General features: G+C 38.2%; 14 protein-coding genes. 3 read left to right on the top strand and 11 right to left on the bottom strand.

Annotated elements, in window-relative coordinates:
• Nucleotides 1-7: 7 nt before the first annotated feature.
• Nucleotides 8-244: an acyl carrier protein gene (acpP, locus tag BLS38_RS05865; RefSeq protein WP_092747615.1), complete on the top strand. Its 237-nt coding sequence runs from the start codon at nt 8-10 to the stop codon at nt 242-244.
• A gap of 101 nt (nt 245-345) precedes the next feature.
• Here acpP and BLS38_RS05860 read toward each other — a convergent pair whose 3' ends face one another.
• From BLS38_RS05860 to BLS38_RS05810, 11 genes are all read right to left on the bottom strand, one after another.
• On the bottom strand, nt 346-1,359 hold the full coding sequence (locus tag BLS38_RS05860) for a fimbrial protein (RefSeq protein ID WP_213030502.1): 1,014 nt from the start codon (nt 1,357-1,359) through the stop codon (nt 346-348).
• Nucleotides 1,356-3,869 carry a fimbria/pilus outer membrane usher protein gene (locus BLS38_RS05855; RefSeq protein WP_092747611.1) on the bottom strand — a complete coding sequence of 838 codons (2,514 nt, stop codon included), beginning with the start codon at nt 3,867-3,869 and terminating at the stop codon, nt 1,356-1,358. The genes BLS38_RS05860 and BLS38_RS05855 overlap by 4 nt, the downstream gene beginning before the upstream one ends.
• 66 nt (nt 3,870-3,935) lie before the next feature.
• Nucleotides 3,936-4,667, bottom strand: coding sequence for a fimbrial biogenesis chaperone (locus tag BLS38_RS05850; protein WP_092747609.1), 732 nt, complete (start codon nt 4,665-4,667; stop codon nt 3,936-3,938).
• A gap of 76 nt (nt 4,668-4,743) precedes the next feature.
• Nucleotides 4,744-5,298 (bottom strand): fimbrial protein, encoded by a 555-nt coding sequence (locus tag BLS38_RS05845; RefSeq protein ID WP_092747607.1) that lies wholly within the window; start codon nt 5,296-5,298, stop codon nt 4,744-4,746.
• Nucleotides 5,299-6,011: 713 nt separating this feature from the next.
• Nucleotides 6,012-6,488, bottom strand: coding sequence for a transcription elongation factor GreA (gene greA / locus BLS38_RS05840; protein WP_092747605.1), 477 nt, complete (start codon nt 6,486-6,488; stop codon nt 6,012-6,014).
• A gap of 86 nt (nt 6,489-6,574) precedes the next feature.
• Complete coding sequence (gene carB, locus BLS38_RS05835) at nt 6,575-9,808, bottom strand: carbamoyl-phosphate synthase large subunit (protein WP_092747603.1); 3,234 nt, start codon at nt 9,806-9,808, stop codon at nt 6,575-6,577.
• An 11-nt stretch (nt 9,809-9,819) separates the two neighbouring features.
• Nucleotides 9,820-10,962, bottom strand: coding sequence for a glutamine-hydrolyzing carbamoyl-phosphate synthase small subunit (carA, locus tag BLS38_RS05830; protein WP_092747601.1), 1,143 nt, complete (start codon nt 10,960-10,962; stop codon nt 9,820-9,822).
• A gap of 244 nt (nt 10,963-11,206) precedes the next feature.
• Nucleotides 11,207-12,064: a MetQ/NlpA family ABC transporter substrate-binding protein gene (locus tag BLS38_RS05825; protein WP_092747599.1), complete on the bottom strand. Its 858-nt coding sequence runs from the start codon at nt 12,062-12,064 to the stop codon at nt 11,207-11,209.
• A complete protein-coding gene (locus BLS38_RS05820; RefSeq protein ID WP_213030501.1) occupies nt 12,051-13,109 on the bottom strand; it encodes an isopenicillin N synthase family dioxygenase in 1,059 nt (352 codons plus the stop codon). The genes BLS38_RS05825 and BLS38_RS05820 overlap by 14 nt, the downstream gene beginning before the upstream one ends.
• A gap of 385 nt (nt 13,110-13,494) precedes the next feature.
• Entirely contained in the window at nt 13,495-14,028 is a 534-nt protein-coding gene (locus BLS38_RS05815) for a DOMON domain-containing protein (RefSeq protein ID WP_092747596.1), read from the bottom strand.
• A 5-nt stretch (nt 14,029-14,033) separates the two neighbouring features.
• Complete coding sequence (locus BLS38_RS05810; protein WP_092747594.1) at nt 14,034-14,357, bottom strand: YhbY family RNA-binding protein; 324 nt, start codon at nt 14,355-14,357, stop codon at nt 14,034-14,036.
• Between the two features lie 366 nt (nt 14,358-14,723).
• Between BLS38_RS05810 and rlmE the strand changes: the two genes are divergently transcribed.
• Together rlmE and ftsH are read left to right on the top strand one after the other, a co-directional pair.
• Nucleotides 14,724-15,368 carry a 23S rRNA (uridine(2552)-2'-O)-methyltransferase RlmE gene (gene rlmE / locus BLS38_RS05805; protein ID WP_092747693.1) on the top strand — a complete coding sequence of 215 codons (645 nt, stop codon included), beginning with the start codon at nt 14,724-14,726 and terminating at the stop codon, nt 15,366-15,368.
• 140 nt (nt 15,369-15,508) lie between these two features.
• A complete protein-coding gene (gene ftsH / locus BLS38_RS05800) occupies nt 15,509-17,398 on the top strand; it encodes an ATP-dependent zinc metalloprotease FtsH (RefSeq protein ID WP_092747592.1) in 1,890 nt (629 codons plus the stop codon).
• The last annotated feature ends 58 nt before the right edge of the window (nt 17,399-17,456 follow it).

Raw genomic sequence — 17,456 nt, 5'->3', positions numbered from 1 at the left:
ACCTCCTGTGAGCGATATCGAACAACGTGTAAAACAAGCTGTAGCTGAACAACTTGGTATGAATGCTGAAGAAATTAAAAATGAAGCATCTTTTACTGATGATTTAGGTGCAGATTCTCTAGATTTAGTAGAGCTTGTAATGTCTTTTGAAAATGATTTTGACATTACTATTCCAGATGAAGATTCAAATGAATTAACAACTGTACAAACTGCAATTGATTATGTATCTAAGAAATTAGCGTAATTAGTTGTATGATTTTAAAAAAGCCATGAGTGATTATGGCTTTTAAATCAAAAAAACCTCGATCATATGATGATGCGAGGTTTTTTTATAGATCGGTTATGTTATTGATATTCGATAGTTAAGGTTGCAAGGCCTTTGACTTCGCCAGCAGTGACTTTATTGTCTGTTTGATAGTAGCGTGCACGTAATGGAATGTCATATTGTGCATTTTGGTTCGTTGCAACAGAGCCAAGGTCAAGTTGGCTACCATTTGTGATGACTTTATTTTGATTTTTATAGTCAGACAAAAGTTGAACACCTACACCTAATGCTTTTTTCGTACTATTAGCCGTATTTGCAATGACTCGAGGGTTCGAGTTTTCTGCAGTAAAACCAAAACTTAAACTAATTTGGCTATTTTCAGAGTAGTTAGAAGCGGTTGAACCACCATTACATAAGATACTGACATTAAAAGCTTGTTCACCTTGCGTAGAGCCAATGCTTTTAAATCCAGTATTTACAACAGTCGGTAAAATAACGGTTTTATTTACATTTCCTTGTATCATACATGATGCCGAGCTAATACTTGCCGTATTTGCATAAATAGTGCTGGTTAAAAAAGGCATATTTGCATAGCCATCTGCATAGTAACTGCTGTATAAGCCTTGCGATAAACGACCAGAACCCGTCTGATTGGCTGTTTTTACAATTTCAACGACAAAAGATCCACCTGCAAGAAAGTAGGGTGTATAAGGCTTGAGATTTCTCTCGTAAGGGTAATATCCTGAAAAATATGTCGCTGAGGGAAGTTCTCTATATAAGCGTATACCAATGCCTGGGATATTCGTGTCGTAAATTGAATCTCCTAAATTGCTCAGCTTGGGGTTTTTCATAAGTGCCGCAATAATTTTACCGCCATACCCATCGCACATATAGGTTGAATTATTTATTGGAATATTGAAATTAGACTTACTGAGTATTTTTCCCACAGGATCATTGGGTTTTACAATAATTTTTCCAATAGCCATCGATATATCAATTGTATTGAACCCTAACTGGGGTGAGCATGCTGCATGAGTGATCGTAGAGCAGTTCATACCAATACAACCCAGTAAACTTGTCAGTAAAATTTTCATTGGCATATGGCCTTTGTCATAAGCAGACTGGTTTGATTAGATATAATTTGTTGATTTAAATCATATTTAATTTGACATTGTTGAGATGCATCATCTCCCCATTTTACGATTACTTGGTCTTGTTTAAGATCACTACGTAAGTAAACTAAACTACCTTGTCCAACTAAACCTATAGCGTCTCCTTTGCTGTTAAATACTTCTGCAGCAAAAGGTAAGCTACTGTGATCAATACGTTTTGCACTAATATAGATGGCATAGCCCATTTTTGTATTGAAATTGAGCTGGGTAATAGAACCTGCGTAAGGTGCGATACGCTGAGTACTTTCTTGAAGCTCTACTTGATCTGACATGTCTTGTGGATCTAATGTCACATCATTAATACGGTAGGGCGTTAAGTAAGGTAGCACAGCATATCCTGCCTTATTGATGCGTAACCCCGATAAGTTATTGACCTTTGCCCCCACAGCATTTGGTGCATATACAATTGTCATGGTTTGCCCTTGTTCTGGGCCAAATTGTAAGCCACCAGCATGTAGTACAATATTTCCTCTCGCACTTAACATGGTTTGTTGGTAGTTTGGAGCGGCGCTATAAGATGTAGCAAGTGTTGCAATATCTGTCTTATAGCTACTGTTAATGTTGTAAGCATTGTTATTATTTTGTTTAGATACACTTGCACCGTAGTTTAAACGGTCATTGATCATGCCACTCATGCCTATAGATTGGCTATCTTCACTTATCGTTGCATTTACGTTTGCGACTGCTTTGCTCATACTGAGTGGAAAGTTAATACTCAATAAATACTCAGTATCCGACTTTGGTATTGCACCGATTGAATTGATGAGGCGGTGCGTCGCTGAAATGCCATACGTTATTTCTTTATAGTTATTGTTGTAACCCAATTGATATTGTTTTGAAGATTGGCTACGGTTCCAATAGTCAGACCAAGAACCCACAATATACATGTTACCTAGTTTTTGTGGTAAGCCTTGGTTTAATGTGATTTGAAACTGACTGCGTTGTTTACCGACGGCTGCAGTATTAATACCTTTACCGACAAACTCATTAAATAATGCCGTATCACGTAGACTATAAAAGTTTTCAGTAGAGTAGTGGTATGCTGCTAAAGTTAAATTGGTACTTGTGGGTGCAATAAGCTTACTGTAGCTTAATCTATAACTTTTTCCTTTGAGCGACTTTTGATTCAGCGTTGCATTGGCCTGGGTCCAATCTAAAGATATTGCTCCTATAGGTGTGGCGATTGCTGAACCAAAAATCATTGAAAAATAGTCGTTGGCGAGTTGAAAACCTGTGTAGCCCGTTAAGTAATTATTGATACCTCTTTGGTATTTACCTTGTACAACATAAGGCCCATCGCCAAGACCTGTTTCTCTGATTTTTCCAAGAGTGATTGAGTAACGATCCATACGAGGTCGGAGCATTTGTACCACAGATGAATAAGGCACGTTAAACTTTTGAATTTGTCCATCTGCTTCAATAACACGCACTTCAATATTGCCACCAAAGCCTGTTGGATATAAGTCATTAATTTCAAAAGGTCCTGGTGCAACATTGGTTTGATAAATTAATTGCCCTTGTTGTCTGATTTCAATTTTTGAGCTAGTTTTTGCGTTGCCTCTAATTTGTGGTGCATAGCCTTGTAAGCTATTAGGTAACATACGATCATCACTAGAAAAATCGAGACCACGGTAGCTTAAAGCATCAAAAACTTCACCATTGGTAAAACTGTCACCAATCGTCATAACACCACGGTATTGAGGAAATGCTTTTTGTAGATAAGTATTATTACTTGTATAGATGAAGGATTTTTTAGCATATTGCTGTGTATCGCTCCATTGTAGTTGAGCATTGTGACGAAGTTGCCAGCCAGCAATATTTGCACCTAGCGTTAAGCTCATAAATGCATTTAAATTATTTTTATTAGTAGATAATGAATTTCTAGATTGATATGCACTTGCATTATATGAAATGAACCCAGCATTAATACCACGGTTCCATATAGCAGGGTCAACATAGCCTTGAGCATTATTTTGCATCGCATATTGTGGAATAAAAACATCTAATCGAAGGTCTGATGTATTGAACTCATAAGATGCATCTTTGATCCACTGTTGAATTTCTACACAATATTCAGGATTTTTAAAAGAATCAATGGGTGAATGTAGAGCATCTTTTTTTACCCCGTAGCTAAGCAGAGTACTCGCACTGAAGCATGTTGTTGCAACTTTTTGGCCAGATTGTGTTTGAAAAACCATTTTTCGTTTACCAAACCAATTGCTATTAATATAAACATCAAGATTGTATTCGCCCGCAAGTATAGGATTACTATATTTAAAGCGTGAAACATCTATATTTTTATTATTTCCCATAATAAAAGCAGGATCAAAATCAGCTTCTTGTAGTGTGCTTGTTTCAGCATGTGTGATCGTTTGCCAAATGATTATGCTTACTAAAAGTGTAAGCGTATGAGGATATACTTTTATAAACATGATTATTCTTTTAACTGAAGTAATGCGCTTTAAAAGACGAATAAAGAAATAGAATCCGATGACTATTTATGGGTTCAGTGTGGTGGTATGTTCTGTACGACCGCCGTAATCGTTGATTATGGTGAACTCAATGTCATGAATATGCGTATTGAATGGCTGTACACTTTGTTCTGAAAAAGGCGCAAGTATTAAGCCTTTGGGTATTAAGTCTGTTTTTTGTGGGTCAGTTTTATTAAAAGCTGAAGTCAACGTCATATAGAAAGGTGTAGGATTTTTAACGACCAATTGTTCACCTAGTTTTTTCCACTGTAGTTGTTCTGGCGCTTGATTGACATCTTGTTTAATGGTTCCGGGTCTGTAAATGAACTTAATACGTGAGCGAATTGCAAGCTGTAAAAAGTTTTCAGGCGTATTGGAACCCGATGTTCTAGGAGGAATATCTAGTACATTTAGCCAATATAAAGATTCTTGGTTTTGGTTTAATTCATGGCTGCTAGGCAAGGCAGTAATACGTAGTGTTTGTCCCTTATTCGGTTCTACACGTGACACAGGTGGTGTAATTATAAATGGTAGCATGACTTGATCAGGTGTACTGTTTGCATCGCCCTCATCTAACCATGCTTGTACTAAAGCAGGTCTAGTACCATCATTGGTTATTTGTAATGAAACTTCTTTATTATTTGACGGATAAATGATGCGTGTTCCATGCAATATAATTTCTGCCTGACTGGCTGTTGTCATTAAGCTGGTCATTATCCAGATAGGTAAGGTATTGGATAAGATAGATTTTTTTTGCATAGCCACTCAACCTTTTCAGTCATAATAAAAAATAAAGTGAAGCAAGCTAACTACTTGCTTCACTAAAGATCGCTTATTATTGGTAAATAATGGTGTATTGAACCGAAGTTGAGACTGTACCTGCGGTTGATGTATCTGTTGCATAGTATTCTGCATAGTAGTTCAGGTCTGCTTTACCATTTGCAACATCAACCCATTGAGAGTTAGTTTGGCTGCCTGCATATGTATTTTTAGCTGCTGAGCCTGTTGCATTTGTCGCTAAGATGGGTAAAAAACCATTATTGCTACCAAGTAACTGTACTTGTACGTTTTTAGCTGAACCGTTTGCATTGTTTAAACGACCACTATTAAAATCAACGTTTGCGCCAGGTTCGAAGTATGTTGCAACTTTTCCTTCAGAACATTTGTCTAAGTTAATAGTAAAAGGTGTACGACCAGCAATATCACCAGCGCGTGCAAGAGTTTGTTTAGATACCGTTGGTAGTGCAACAGTAAAGTTTTTACCTGCTGCTGTTGCGATATTACAAGTTTTGTCTGTAACTGTACCAGTAATTGTAATTGTTCCATCACTTGCGTGAGTTGCACTGATTGCGAGAGTGATTGTAGCCAGTGCTAAAGTCATTTTTTTCATTTAAGAACCCATAATCTCATTAATTTTATTACGTTAAATCTTAGAAATGCAAACAGAGTCACATTATATTCATATAGTGCGATTTTTCAAGCAAATATACTTTATTTTTTTAGAATATATAGAATCTTCAGTTATTATTTATTTTGATTGATTAGAGTTTTTTAAATAGTAATTAAAGTAAATATATTATTTTTATAAAATAAAAGGCTGTATCAGACAAATGACGACAGCCTTTTAAATTGAGATTAAATGCTAAGTGGTATTAAAAATAAGTCAGCGTAAGTATATGGTGGTCTATAGCGTATTGCATTGCTTGTTGTGAAAAGTTAGATATTTTATTGGTTGAACATACTTTGTATTCGGTCGTACTTCTATTGCAAGTGTCTTCGACAAGTAACCCTGAAAATGAAATTTCAGTTGCAAAACATAGGCTAGATCTCAAAATTAATATAAGTGCAAAAAATATTTTTTTCATCATTGCTCTCTATCTTTAGCGTATTTTTATGTTTATCAAAAAAGGCTTTTCTAATATAGATTAATGAGTACACATTAAATGATATATGTGTATTTTCGATAAATTATAATTAAGAGATGGTGATATATATCACAAATATTTTTTAAAATTAATATTATAATTATAGGTAGTCATCTTATTTTTTATTGGTAGAGCAGATAACGAAAGGCCCTAAAACGTATTTAAGGCCTTTCAGGTCTTATAGGTATTGTACGCTTACAATTTCGTACTCGACTTCACCTTGTGGCGTCGTAATTCTAGTATCTTCACCTTCACTTTTACTTAAAAGGCCACGAGCGATTGGAGAGTTGACTGAAATTTTATTAATTTTGAAATCAGCTTCATCATCACCTACGATTTTATAGGTCTTTTGCTCTTCAGTATCTAAGTTTTCAATGGTCACAGTTACACCAAAAACCACACGGCCATTTTTCTCAAGATCATTGACATCAATTACTTGAGAGGCACCTAGCTTTGCTTCAATGTCTTGTATACGACCTTCACAAAAACCTTGTTGCTCACGAGCTGCATGGTATTCAGCATTTTCTTTTAAATCGCCATGTTCACGTGCTTCAGCAATCGCTTGAATAATACGTGGTCTTTCAGACGTTTTAAGGTGTTGTAACTCTTTTTCAAGAGCACTTTTACCTTCAGGAGTCATTGGGTAACGTTGCATGTCGTCCCTCCAAAAATAAAAACAGATGTTTAAAAAATAAAAAAATCCCGCTACCGAGTAGGTAGCGGGACCTTCGGTAAAATGGATTAACTGGTTGTTACTAAATCTTGTAAGCGATATACGTCCATAGGTAACTCAACTGCAAATGCTTGGCATACTGCTTCAGCACCGCTAATGGTTGTGGTGTAGTATACTTTACCTTGTAAAGCAGCACGACGGATTGCAGCAGAGTCAAACTGTGCTTGTTTTCCTTCCGTTGTATTTACAATAAGGTGTATTTCAGCATTTTTCAAGCGGTCTACAATGTGTGGACGGCCTTCAGTCACTTTATTTACACGTTCACAGCTCAAACCTGCATCTGTGATGACTTTTTGCGTACCTGTGGTTGCAACTAATTTAAAACCATAATCAGACAATTGTTTCGCAATGGCCACCACATCTTTCTTATCTGATTCACGTACAGATAAAAATGCATGTTTGATTTCACCTTCAGTTGGCAAACCAGGCAGTCTTTCATTTGAGCCGAGTACAGCTTTGTAGAATGCTTCGCCAAATGTTTGACCAACACCCATGACTTCGCCTGTAGATTTCATTTCAGGGCCAAGCATTGGGTCAACACCTTGAAATTTAGCAAAAGGGAAGACAGCTTCTTTCACAGCAAAGTGCTTAGGAATAATTTCCTGAGTAAATTTCTGATCTTTTAGTGAAATACCAGCCATACAACGCGCTGCAACTTTAGCTAATGATTCACCGATACATTTAGAGACGAAAGGCACTGTACGAGACGCACGTGGGTTTACTTCAAGTACGTAGACATCGTTACCTTTGACTGCAAACTGTACGTTCATTAAACCAATTACGCCAAGCTCTTTTGCCATAGCAATGGTTTGACGACGCATTTCGTCTTGAATCTCTTTAGATAAAGAATACGGTGGAATTGAACACGCAGAGTCACCTGAGTGAATACCTGCTTCTTCAATATGTTGCATAATCCCGCCAATTACCACGTCTTTACCGTCAGATACACAATCAACATCAACTTCAATCGCTGAATTTAAGAAGTGGTCGAGTAGCACAGGGGAGTCGTTAGAGGCTTGTACAGCTTCACGTAAGTAGCGTTTAAGCTCATCTTCGTTATACACAATTTCCATTGCACGACCACCAAGTACATAAGATGGACGAACAACAAGTGGATAACCCACTTTAGTGCCTTCAGAAATACCTTCTTCAGCAGATTTAACAATACTGTTGTTTGGCTGACGCAGTTGAAGGCGTTGAATCATTTGCTGGAAACGTTCACGGTCCTCTGCACGGTCAATTGCATCTGGTGATGTACCAATAATTGGCGTGCCTGCTTCTTCAAGTGCACGTGCCAATTTCAGTGGCGTTTGTCCACCGTACTGTACAATCACGCCTTTTGGTTTTTCTGTACGGATAATTTCCAATACATCTTCAAGGGTAATTGGTTCAAAGTACAAGCGGTCAGAGGTATCGTAATCTGTTGAAACTGTTTCAGGGTTACAGTTGACCATAATGGTTTCGTAACCATCTTCACGCATAGCAAGTGCTGCATGTACACAGCAGTAGTCAAATTCAATCCCTTGACCAATACGGTTTGGACCACCACCAATCACCATAATTTTTGGACGGTCTGATGGTTTTGCTTCGCACTCTTCTTCATACGTTGAATACATATATGCCGTGCTAGATTCAAACTCAGCAGCACAAGTATCTACACGTTTATAAACAGGGTAAACACCTAAGTTCCAACGTTGTTTACGAAATTGCTTTTGAGAAATGCCCATCAAATGCGCAATACGTAAGTCAGATAAACCTTTACGTTTAAAGCCACGTACATTTTGTTCAGTTAAATCACCAAAACCAAGCAAACGAATCTGTTCTTCAGTTTTAACGATGTCTTGAATTTGAATGAGGAACCAGCGGTCAATTTTAGTCGCTTCAAATACATCATCTAAGCTAAAGCCGTGACGAAAAGCGTCTGCTATATACCAGATACGGTCAGGGCCAGGAACTTTTAGCTCAACCAAAATTTTATCTTTTGGATTGGTTAAGCTTGCATCTACTTTCTCATCAAAACCACAGCAGCCCACTTCAAGACCACGTAAAGCTTTGTGAAGTGATTCTTGGAAGTTACGGCCGATCGCCATGACTTCACCCACAGATTTCATTTGTGTGGTCAGTACAGGTTCTGCTTGTGGGAACTTCTCAAAGTTAAAACGAGGAATTTTAGTCACAACATAGTCAATTGATGGCTCAAATGATGCAGGGGTAGCACCACCTGTAATGTCGTTACTTAATTCATCTAAGGTGTAGCCTACTGCAAGTTTTGCTGCAATTTTAGCAATAGGGAAACCAGTTGCTTTAGATGCAAGTGCAGATGAACGAGAAACACGCGGGTTCATTTCAATGATAACCATACGGCCATCTTTTGGGTTAATACCAAATTGAACGTTTGAACCGCCTGTTTCTACCCCAATCTCACGTAATACAGCGACAGATGCATTACGCATGAGCTGATATTCTTTGTCTGTGAGCGTTTGGGCAGGTGCAACAGTAATAGAGTCACCTGTGTGAACACCCATTGGATCGAAGTTTTCAATTGAGCAGACAATGATACAGTTGTCGTTTTTGTCACGAACAACTTCCATTTCATACTCTTTCCAACCAATTAAAGATTCATCAATGAGAAGTTGATGTGTTGGTGAAAGTTCAAAACCACGTTCACAGATTTCAAGAAGTTCTTCACGGTTGTATGCAATACCACCGCCTGAACCACCCATAGTAAACGACGGGCGGATAATCACAGGGAAGCCAAAACCTGCTTGAATGTCGAGTGCTTCTTGCATTGTTTCTGCAACAGCTGCACGTGGGCATTCAAGACCAATTTTTTTCATGGCTTGGTCAAATAGTTTACGATCTTCAGCTTTTTCAATCGCGTCTTTACTTGCACCAATCAGCTCAACATTGTATTTGCTTAAAACACCATGTTTGTCTAAATCTAGGGCACAGTTTAAAGCCGTTTGTCCACCCATGGTTGGCAACACTGCATCTGGACGCTCTTTTTCAATGATACGTTCAACAGTCTGCCATGTAATTGGCTCGATATACGTCGCATCTGCCATAGATGGGTCGGTCATAATGGTCGCAGGGTTTGAGTTGACCAAAATAACACGGAAGCCTTCTTCACGAAGTGCTTTACATGCTTGTGCACCCGAGTAGTCAAACTCACAAGCTTGACCAATCACAATTGGGCCAGCACCAATAATTAAGATGCTTTTAATATCCGTACGTTTAGGCATTATTTCGCTCCTTAATGGCTTTTAGATGCTTCGATCAATTCGATAAAGTGGTCAAATAGTGGTGCGCAGTCATGTGGGCCAGGGCTGGCTTCAGGATGACCTTGGAAACTAAATGCGGGTTTATCGGTGCGATGAATACCTTGTAACGTGCCATCAAACAACGAAATGTGTGTTGTTTTTAAGTTGTTTGGAAGTGTTTTTTCATCAACAGCAAAGCCGTGGTTTTGTGATGTGATCATCACAGTACCATCTTGGGTATTTTTTACTGGGTGGTTTGCACCATGGTGACCATGATTCATTTTTACGGTTTGTGCACCAGAGGCTAAAGCCAACAGCTGGTGGCCTAAACAGATACCAAACATTGGAATGTCGCTTTGTGCTAATAGTTCTTGAATGGCTTCAATAGCGTAGTCACATGCAGCAGGGTCACCCGGGCCATTCGATAGAAAAATACCATCTGGATTGAGTGCCAATACATCTTTTGCAGATGTTTGTGCAGGTACAACAGTAAGCTTACAACCACGATCTGCAAGCATGCGTAAAATATTGGTTTTTACGCCATAGTCATAAGCGACAACATGAAATTTCATTTCAGGTTGAGTAAAGCCTTGACCAAGTGCCCATGAACCCTCAGTCCATTCAAAACCTTTTGGATCACAACATTCTTTTGCAAGGTCTAAGCCATTTAATCCGCCAAATGCACGTGCTTTTGCAATTGCATCTTCAGCAGTGATATTGTCACCTGCCAAGATACAGCCATTTTGTGCACCTTTTTCACGTAAAATACGTGTGAGCTTGCGGGTATCGATGTCTGCAATTGCAACAATATTTTGTTGTACTAAATAGTCAGACAAAGAAATGCTAGCACGGAAATTACTATGAAGTAGGGGTAAATCTCGAATAATTAAGCCGTTTGCCCATACTTTTTGAATTGAACCAGACTCAGCATCTTCAACATTACAACCCGTGTTGCCAATGTGAGGATAAGTCAGGGTTACAATTTGTTGTGCATAGCTAGGGTCAGTCAGTATTTCTTGATAGCCTGTCATGGCAGTGTTAAATACGACTTCACCAGTCGTGGATCCCTGTGCACCGATAGATTGGCCGTGAAATACGGTACCGTCGGCAAGGGCTAAAATGGCGGGGGTGCTCAAGTTGAAGCTCCTGATTTTTAAGCTGTAAAGAAACGATTAAACCGAAGATCAATGACCTTGTTTAAAGGTTTGGCACGTTTGTAACTTAAAAAAGCATTGTACGCATATTGCTAAAAAAAGTCTATGTTCTTTCTGCATAATATGACCCCCGCTAAAACATACCTCTGTGCGCAGATGATTTGAATTTTAAATGTCACAGAGGTTAGCTAAACTTAGTATATATGTTGGGCTGTCGATTGGTTTTCTAATCAGTGAGCGTATTTATAGGACGATTTACGTCAACTTTAGTACCAGCAAAATTTTTGTTGATATACTGAACCACAAAAGGTTGGTGATATAAGTCAGCGAGTTTTTTCAGTGCTTTATCGTTGACACGTTCTTGACGCGTAACAAGGATGTTAATGTTTTGTGTGGTAGTTTGATCAATACGTTCATGATCAAGTGCATCTGTTAAAACATTGAGCCCACTGTCTAGAGCAACTGTATTACCGATTGCAGCTAAATCTACATCACTTAATGCTCTTGGAATCGTTGAGCCATCAATCAGTTTAAAGACGAGATGCTTGGGGTTTTCTACAATGTTATGTGTATTCCCCGAAACGGCATTAAAAGAATTAGAGAGTTTAATCAGCTTAGCTTGTTCTAAAAGCCTTAATGCACGAGCAGTGTTTGCAGCATCATGAGGAATTGCAACTGTTGCTGAATTGGGTAGTTGACTGAGCAGATGATATTTTTTTGAATATAACCCCATAGGTTCTAAATAGGTTGTTGAAATTGCAGCAAGTTGGTTGTGATTTACTTGGTTAAATGTATTGAAATAACCCCAAGATTGAAAAGCATTGACATCAATCTCTTTGTCTATAGTTGCTCTATTTAATGCCACACCATCATTAATTTCTTTCACATTAATTTTTAATCCTGCCGCTTTTGTTTGTTCAGATTGTGCAATATATTTCCAAATCTGGGCATCTGAGCCATTAGATCCGAGGTTAATAGTTTGTGTGTTTTGATTTGGTGTAGGTAAATCTTTTAAATACTCTGAGCAACTGATAATAAATAAAGCTGACAGAATTGCTAAAAATATCCATTTATTGTTTTTCATATATACCACCCTGAGCATGATTTAATGTTGTATATAGATTTGGATAAAACTTTTTTGTGACATCTAGGTGTGAGCGCAAACGACTTTTCATATTGTTTTCTGCCACATCTATAAGAAGAGGGTTTTTTGGGTCGCTGGTAGGGCCTTTTGCTAAATTTTTCAAATGCTGTGGTAAGTCAAGAATGGGAATATTCCCTGCAAAAATATTGGGTGAAATAAAATAGGCCACTGAATAACGATCTTTATTTTGAGGTGAGATGACACGATGTTTATTGGCAATCAAGTATCCATTTGTTGCTAACTCGAGTGTTTCACCAATGTTAATAATAAATGCATTTTCAACATACGGAATATCCACCCAATGATCATCGAGTTGTACTTGTAGTCCTCCAGTATCGTCTTGTAATAGTAAAGTTAAAATATTTGTATCTTTATGTGCCCCTACACCTTGAGGTTCTGCTTGACTAGAAACTTTTGGATAGTGGATGAGTTTGAGAGATTCATTAGGGTTTTTTAATACAAAAGGATCTAAACTCTTCTCATCTACGCCAAGTGCCAACAAAAAAGCATGTAATAAATCGATAGAAATTCTTTGATTGTCTGACAACCACGTTTCAACGACCTGTCTAAAGTCGGGCCATTGATGTGGCCATTGGTTCGGTCCTTGTAAGCGTGTCCACATTGGTGTATTTGCAGTGAAAGGAATTTCTTTTTGTTCAGCTCCAATATCTATTTGTTCTCGAATATCGGGTTTATTTTGCGTGAGTTCCCCATTTACTTTTGTATAGCCTCGGAAGTGAGGGGAGTTTGTGATAGCTAGATGATCTTTTTCCTGTTGCTCTAGTGCAAAAAATTGATGTGTATAAGATAGAATTTCTTGGATTCTTTGCGTATCTAGTCCATGGCCTATCAAGTAGAAAAAACCAACATGGCGCGCTATATATTGCAATTCATTTAGAAAAGATGCCCTTGTTTCTAAATTATAGAATGCTCTAAGGTCTAAAATAGGTAAGCTGTCGTGAGTTATTTGGGGTATTTTTTTCATAAGGTTTATAAACTGTAATTGTTATGGCTTTATATGAGACTATAAAGAGAATATTTTTTTCCCAAATAATAATAAAAACATTGCTTATGCCGAGTTTGATTATATGGCATGGTTTATTGAGTTTGATTAAAACGGTTTTTTGTGTGGTGTTTTAATGTAAGATATTGATATATAATGCTAATTTTCTGGTAAAGATTTTAGTTGTTATCAGTTATTTTATCTCTACTCAAAGCTTTAGGGTATTTCGTCATATCTTTAGCATTTTAAATACGAAAAAAATCTTTAAGCAGTGGCGATAATCCTTGGAAATGGTGGAGCGATCAAGGGTAAGCATGAGATAGACCAAATGATATGGTCTTCGTCTCATGACATGTTGTTGGGATTGTTAGATTTGGTGTAACCAATCTCTTTTATTATGGAAGTCTGCATGTGGGGTGCTGTGCTGTAAGGCGTAAAATTTCTCACCTTTTGTTGTCTTTAATACGGCACATATTCCAATAAATATCTGATGTATGCTGACCCTATGCGTAGCTAGAAACTGTGAGACATCGAGTGTTGCACTTAAGCCATAGTGAGTTCGTTTTAACTCAACGATTTCGGCACCATTACTTTTTCGTGGCGGCATAATTTCAGGGTATCGATACTCTTCAAAACCATAACATTGCCAAAGCTGAGATGGTGATAAGTTAATTTCAAGATACTCGTCGTAATCACGTATACCAATAAATAGTTCAAAGCAAGTGTGTTGCCACAAAAAATCTGCTGTACCGCCTAGCTGTCGCACGGCGGGCCATTCAATTACACCATTTGGGTCTGTAACCCAAAAGCCGACATTCAGCAAAGATGCTTGCTGTTCAATCGCTGCAATAATGTTGACTTCATCAAAGCGTTGAAATGGAATGAGTTCGTAGCTTGCCATAATAATTAATTAGACAAATGTGCGTAACGAACAAGATTAGAGAGTTTTGGGTTTTGCTGAGCTGCTTTTTTGTATAACAAAACAACTTTCCCAATTTTCTGTATCACATGAGATTGTGTTTGTTGCGCTAAAGCATCAATGGTTTGACCACGAACTTCACGATCTTCACCCATCACTTTAACTTTGATGAGTTCATGGTCATTCAGTGCACGTAAAGTTTCTTCAGTTACATTTTCTGTTAATCCTTGACCACCAATCATAACAACTGGGTTAAGTGTGTGTCCAATTTGACGTAGACGTTTGATCTCTTGGATAGATAAAGAAGCCATGGTTTAACCTATTGTAAATAAGCCTTGCAGTATATCAAATTTGCTTGCTTTTGTAATTAAAGAAAGTAGGCTTATTTATAGTACATTTATGTTGTATGGCATTTATTTTGTGGTTTGAAGTGTGCTAGATTGCTTCGAGTTGGTCATGTAATGCATTTAAAGTTTTGAAAATATAGCAGTATATTTTTGAGCTGAGTATTTCTATTTTTTAAATGATAAACAGCTTGAATTATGTTAAATATCACAAATTGTGTATATAAACGATGGACGTGATTCAAAAAACTTATGCTCACTTGACAGTTCTTTACTGCAAATATGCAGTTTTTTGCGTACAATAAACGTATTATTTTTTGAATTTAGATGATTATGGCAACACGCATTACCAACCAAAAGCTGTCAAAAAGCAGTCGTGCGTGGATGAGAGAGCATTTAGATGATCATTTTGTGAAAAAAGCACAAAAAGAAGGCTATCGTGCTCGAGCAGCATATAAGTTGCTAGAAATCCAAGAAAAGTACAAACTGATTAAGCCCGGTATGACCGTTGTCGATTTGGGTGCAGCGCCAGGAAGTTGGTCGCAAATTGCAGGTAAGCTTGTAGGTTCGAAAGGTTTAGTCATCGCATCTGATATTTTAAACATGGATGCTTTGCCAGACGTTACGTTTTTACAAGGCGACTTTCGTGAGGAAGAAGTCTTTGAAAAATTGTTAAATATTTTAAATGGTCGGCAAGTAGACGTTGTAATTTCAGATATGGCCCCCAATACATCAGGTAATAGGGCGGTAGATCAACCTCGTCAAATTTATTTGTGTGAACTTGCCCTAGATTTTGCACAAAAAGTACTCGGACCAAATGGACAGTTTGTTGCTAAAGTGTTCCAAGGTTCTGGTTTTGATGAGTTTCGTAAGCAGGTCGTAGATAGCTTTCAGGTGTTAAAGACCATTAAACCAGAAGCATCTCGAGCAAGATCAAAAGAAGTTTTTTTGATTGGACAACGTAGAAAAAATGGTTAACTAAATGGTGACTTGCCAAGCTTGCAAAAATTGTGCATGGTTGCAATTTAGGGTGTAACGTGCAATCACTTACTTTCGTGAAAGGTTTTAAGCTATGTTGGCTTAAAATCAAACTAGATTGATGATATGGGAATGAAGCTTTGAGCGATCTCTTTAAAAACGCCGTGTTATGGCTGGTGATACTCGGAGTGCTGATTTTAATATTCAGCAACATCAGTGATCACAATAAACCATCGCAAATGAACTACTCTGAGTTTGTTTCTGCGGTTAATGCAGGCCAAATTAAGCAAGTCACAATTGATGGCGAAAAAATCACTGGCGAAAAAAAGAATGGTTCAGGTTTTGAAACAATCCGCCCTGCGGTACAAGACCCTGAACTCATGCCGGGTCTAATAAAAAATAATGTTGTAGTTGAAGGTACAGCACCTCAACGTCAAGGTGTGCTCATGCAGTTGCTCGTTGCGAGCTTTCCTGTGTTGCTCATTATTTTGTTGTTTATGTTCTTTATGCGCAATATGGGCGGTGGTACAGGTGGTAAAAACGGCCCAATGAGCTTTGGTAAATCTAAAGCAAAAATGCTCGCAGAAGATCAGATTAAAATTAACTTTCAAGATGTTGCTGGTTGTGATGAAGCAAAGCAAGAAGTTGTTGAAATCGTAGATTTCTTGAAAGATCCAACGAAGTTTAAACGTCTTGGTGCTTCTATACCTAGAGGTGTCCTCATGGTTGGGCCACCAGGAACAGGTAAAACCTTACTTGCAAAAGCGATTGCAGGTGAAGCGAAAGTACCATTTTTTAGTATTTCTGGTTCTGACTTTGTTGAAATGTTTGTTGGTGTGGGGGCATCACGTGTACGTGATATGTTCGAACAAGCAAAACGCCATGCGCCATGTATCATTTTTATTGATGAAATTGATGCAGTCGGCCGTCATCGTGGTTCAGGTACAGGTGGTGGTCATGACGAGCGTGAGCAGACATTAAACCAAATGTTGGTTGAAATGGATGGCTTCGAAGGTAATGAAGGTATTATTGTTATTGCTGCAACTAACCGTGCAGATGTACTTGATAAAGCATTACTTCGTCCAGGCCGTTTTGACCGTCAGGTGATGGTTGGCTTGCCAGACATTAATGGCCGTGAACAAATTTTAGCAGTTCACTTGAAAAAATTACCATCTGTAACGGGTGTTGATTTAAAAGTATTAGCACGTGGTACGCCTGGTTTTTCTGGTGCTGAACTTGCTAACTTGGTCAATGAAGCTGCATTGTTTGCTGCTCGCCGTAATAAAAATACTGTTGATATGCATGATTTTGAAGATGCAAAAGACAAGATTTATATGGGCCCTGAGCGTAAATCAATGGTTTTACGTGAAGAAGAGCGTAGAGCAACGGCTTACCACGAAGCAGGCCATGCGATTGTTGCAGAAGTTTTACCGGGTACAGATCCTGTGCATAAAGTCACAATTATGCCACGTGGTTGGGCACTTGGCGTGACTTGGCAGTTGCCAGAACAAGATAATGTTAGTCATTACAAGCACAAAATGCTCAATGAACTCGCAATTTTGTTTGGTGGCCGTATTGCTGAAGAAATTTTTATTAATCAGCAGTCAACTGGTGCATCAAATGACTTTGAACGTGCAACTAAAATGGCGCGCTCAATGGTCACAAAATATGGTATGTCTGAGAAAATGGGTGTCATGGTGTATGAAGATGACAGTCAGCAGTCTTTCTTAGGTAGCGTTGCAAGTCGAACGATATCTGAAGCAACACAACAACAAGTGGATGCTGAGGTACGCCGTATTTTAGATGAGCAATATAAAGTTGCGTGGGATATTCTGGAACAAAATAAAGACAAAGCACATGTGATGGTTAAGGCCCTTATGGAATGGGAAACTGTTGATCGTGATCAAGTCTTAGATATTATGGCAGGTCATGAACCAAGACCGCCAAAAGTCTATGTAGCAGAGAATCCTATAGTAGATGTTGTGCAAAACAACTCATCTACACCACCGCCGTTACCTACGGCACACTAAAAAAAAGAGTCACCTAGTGTGACTCTTTTTTATTGCGTTTAAATGAAGTTATTTTAGG

Origin of the sequence: Acinetobacter boissieri (genome assembly GCF_900096955.1) — a bacterium.
Taxonomy (GTDB): domain Bacteria; phylum Pseudomonadota; class Gammaproteobacteria; order Pseudomonadales; family Moraxellaceae; genus Acinetobacter; species Acinetobacter boissieri.
Note: the sequence above shows the minus strand (reverse complement) of the source record. Positions and strands in the feature narration are given on the sequence as shown.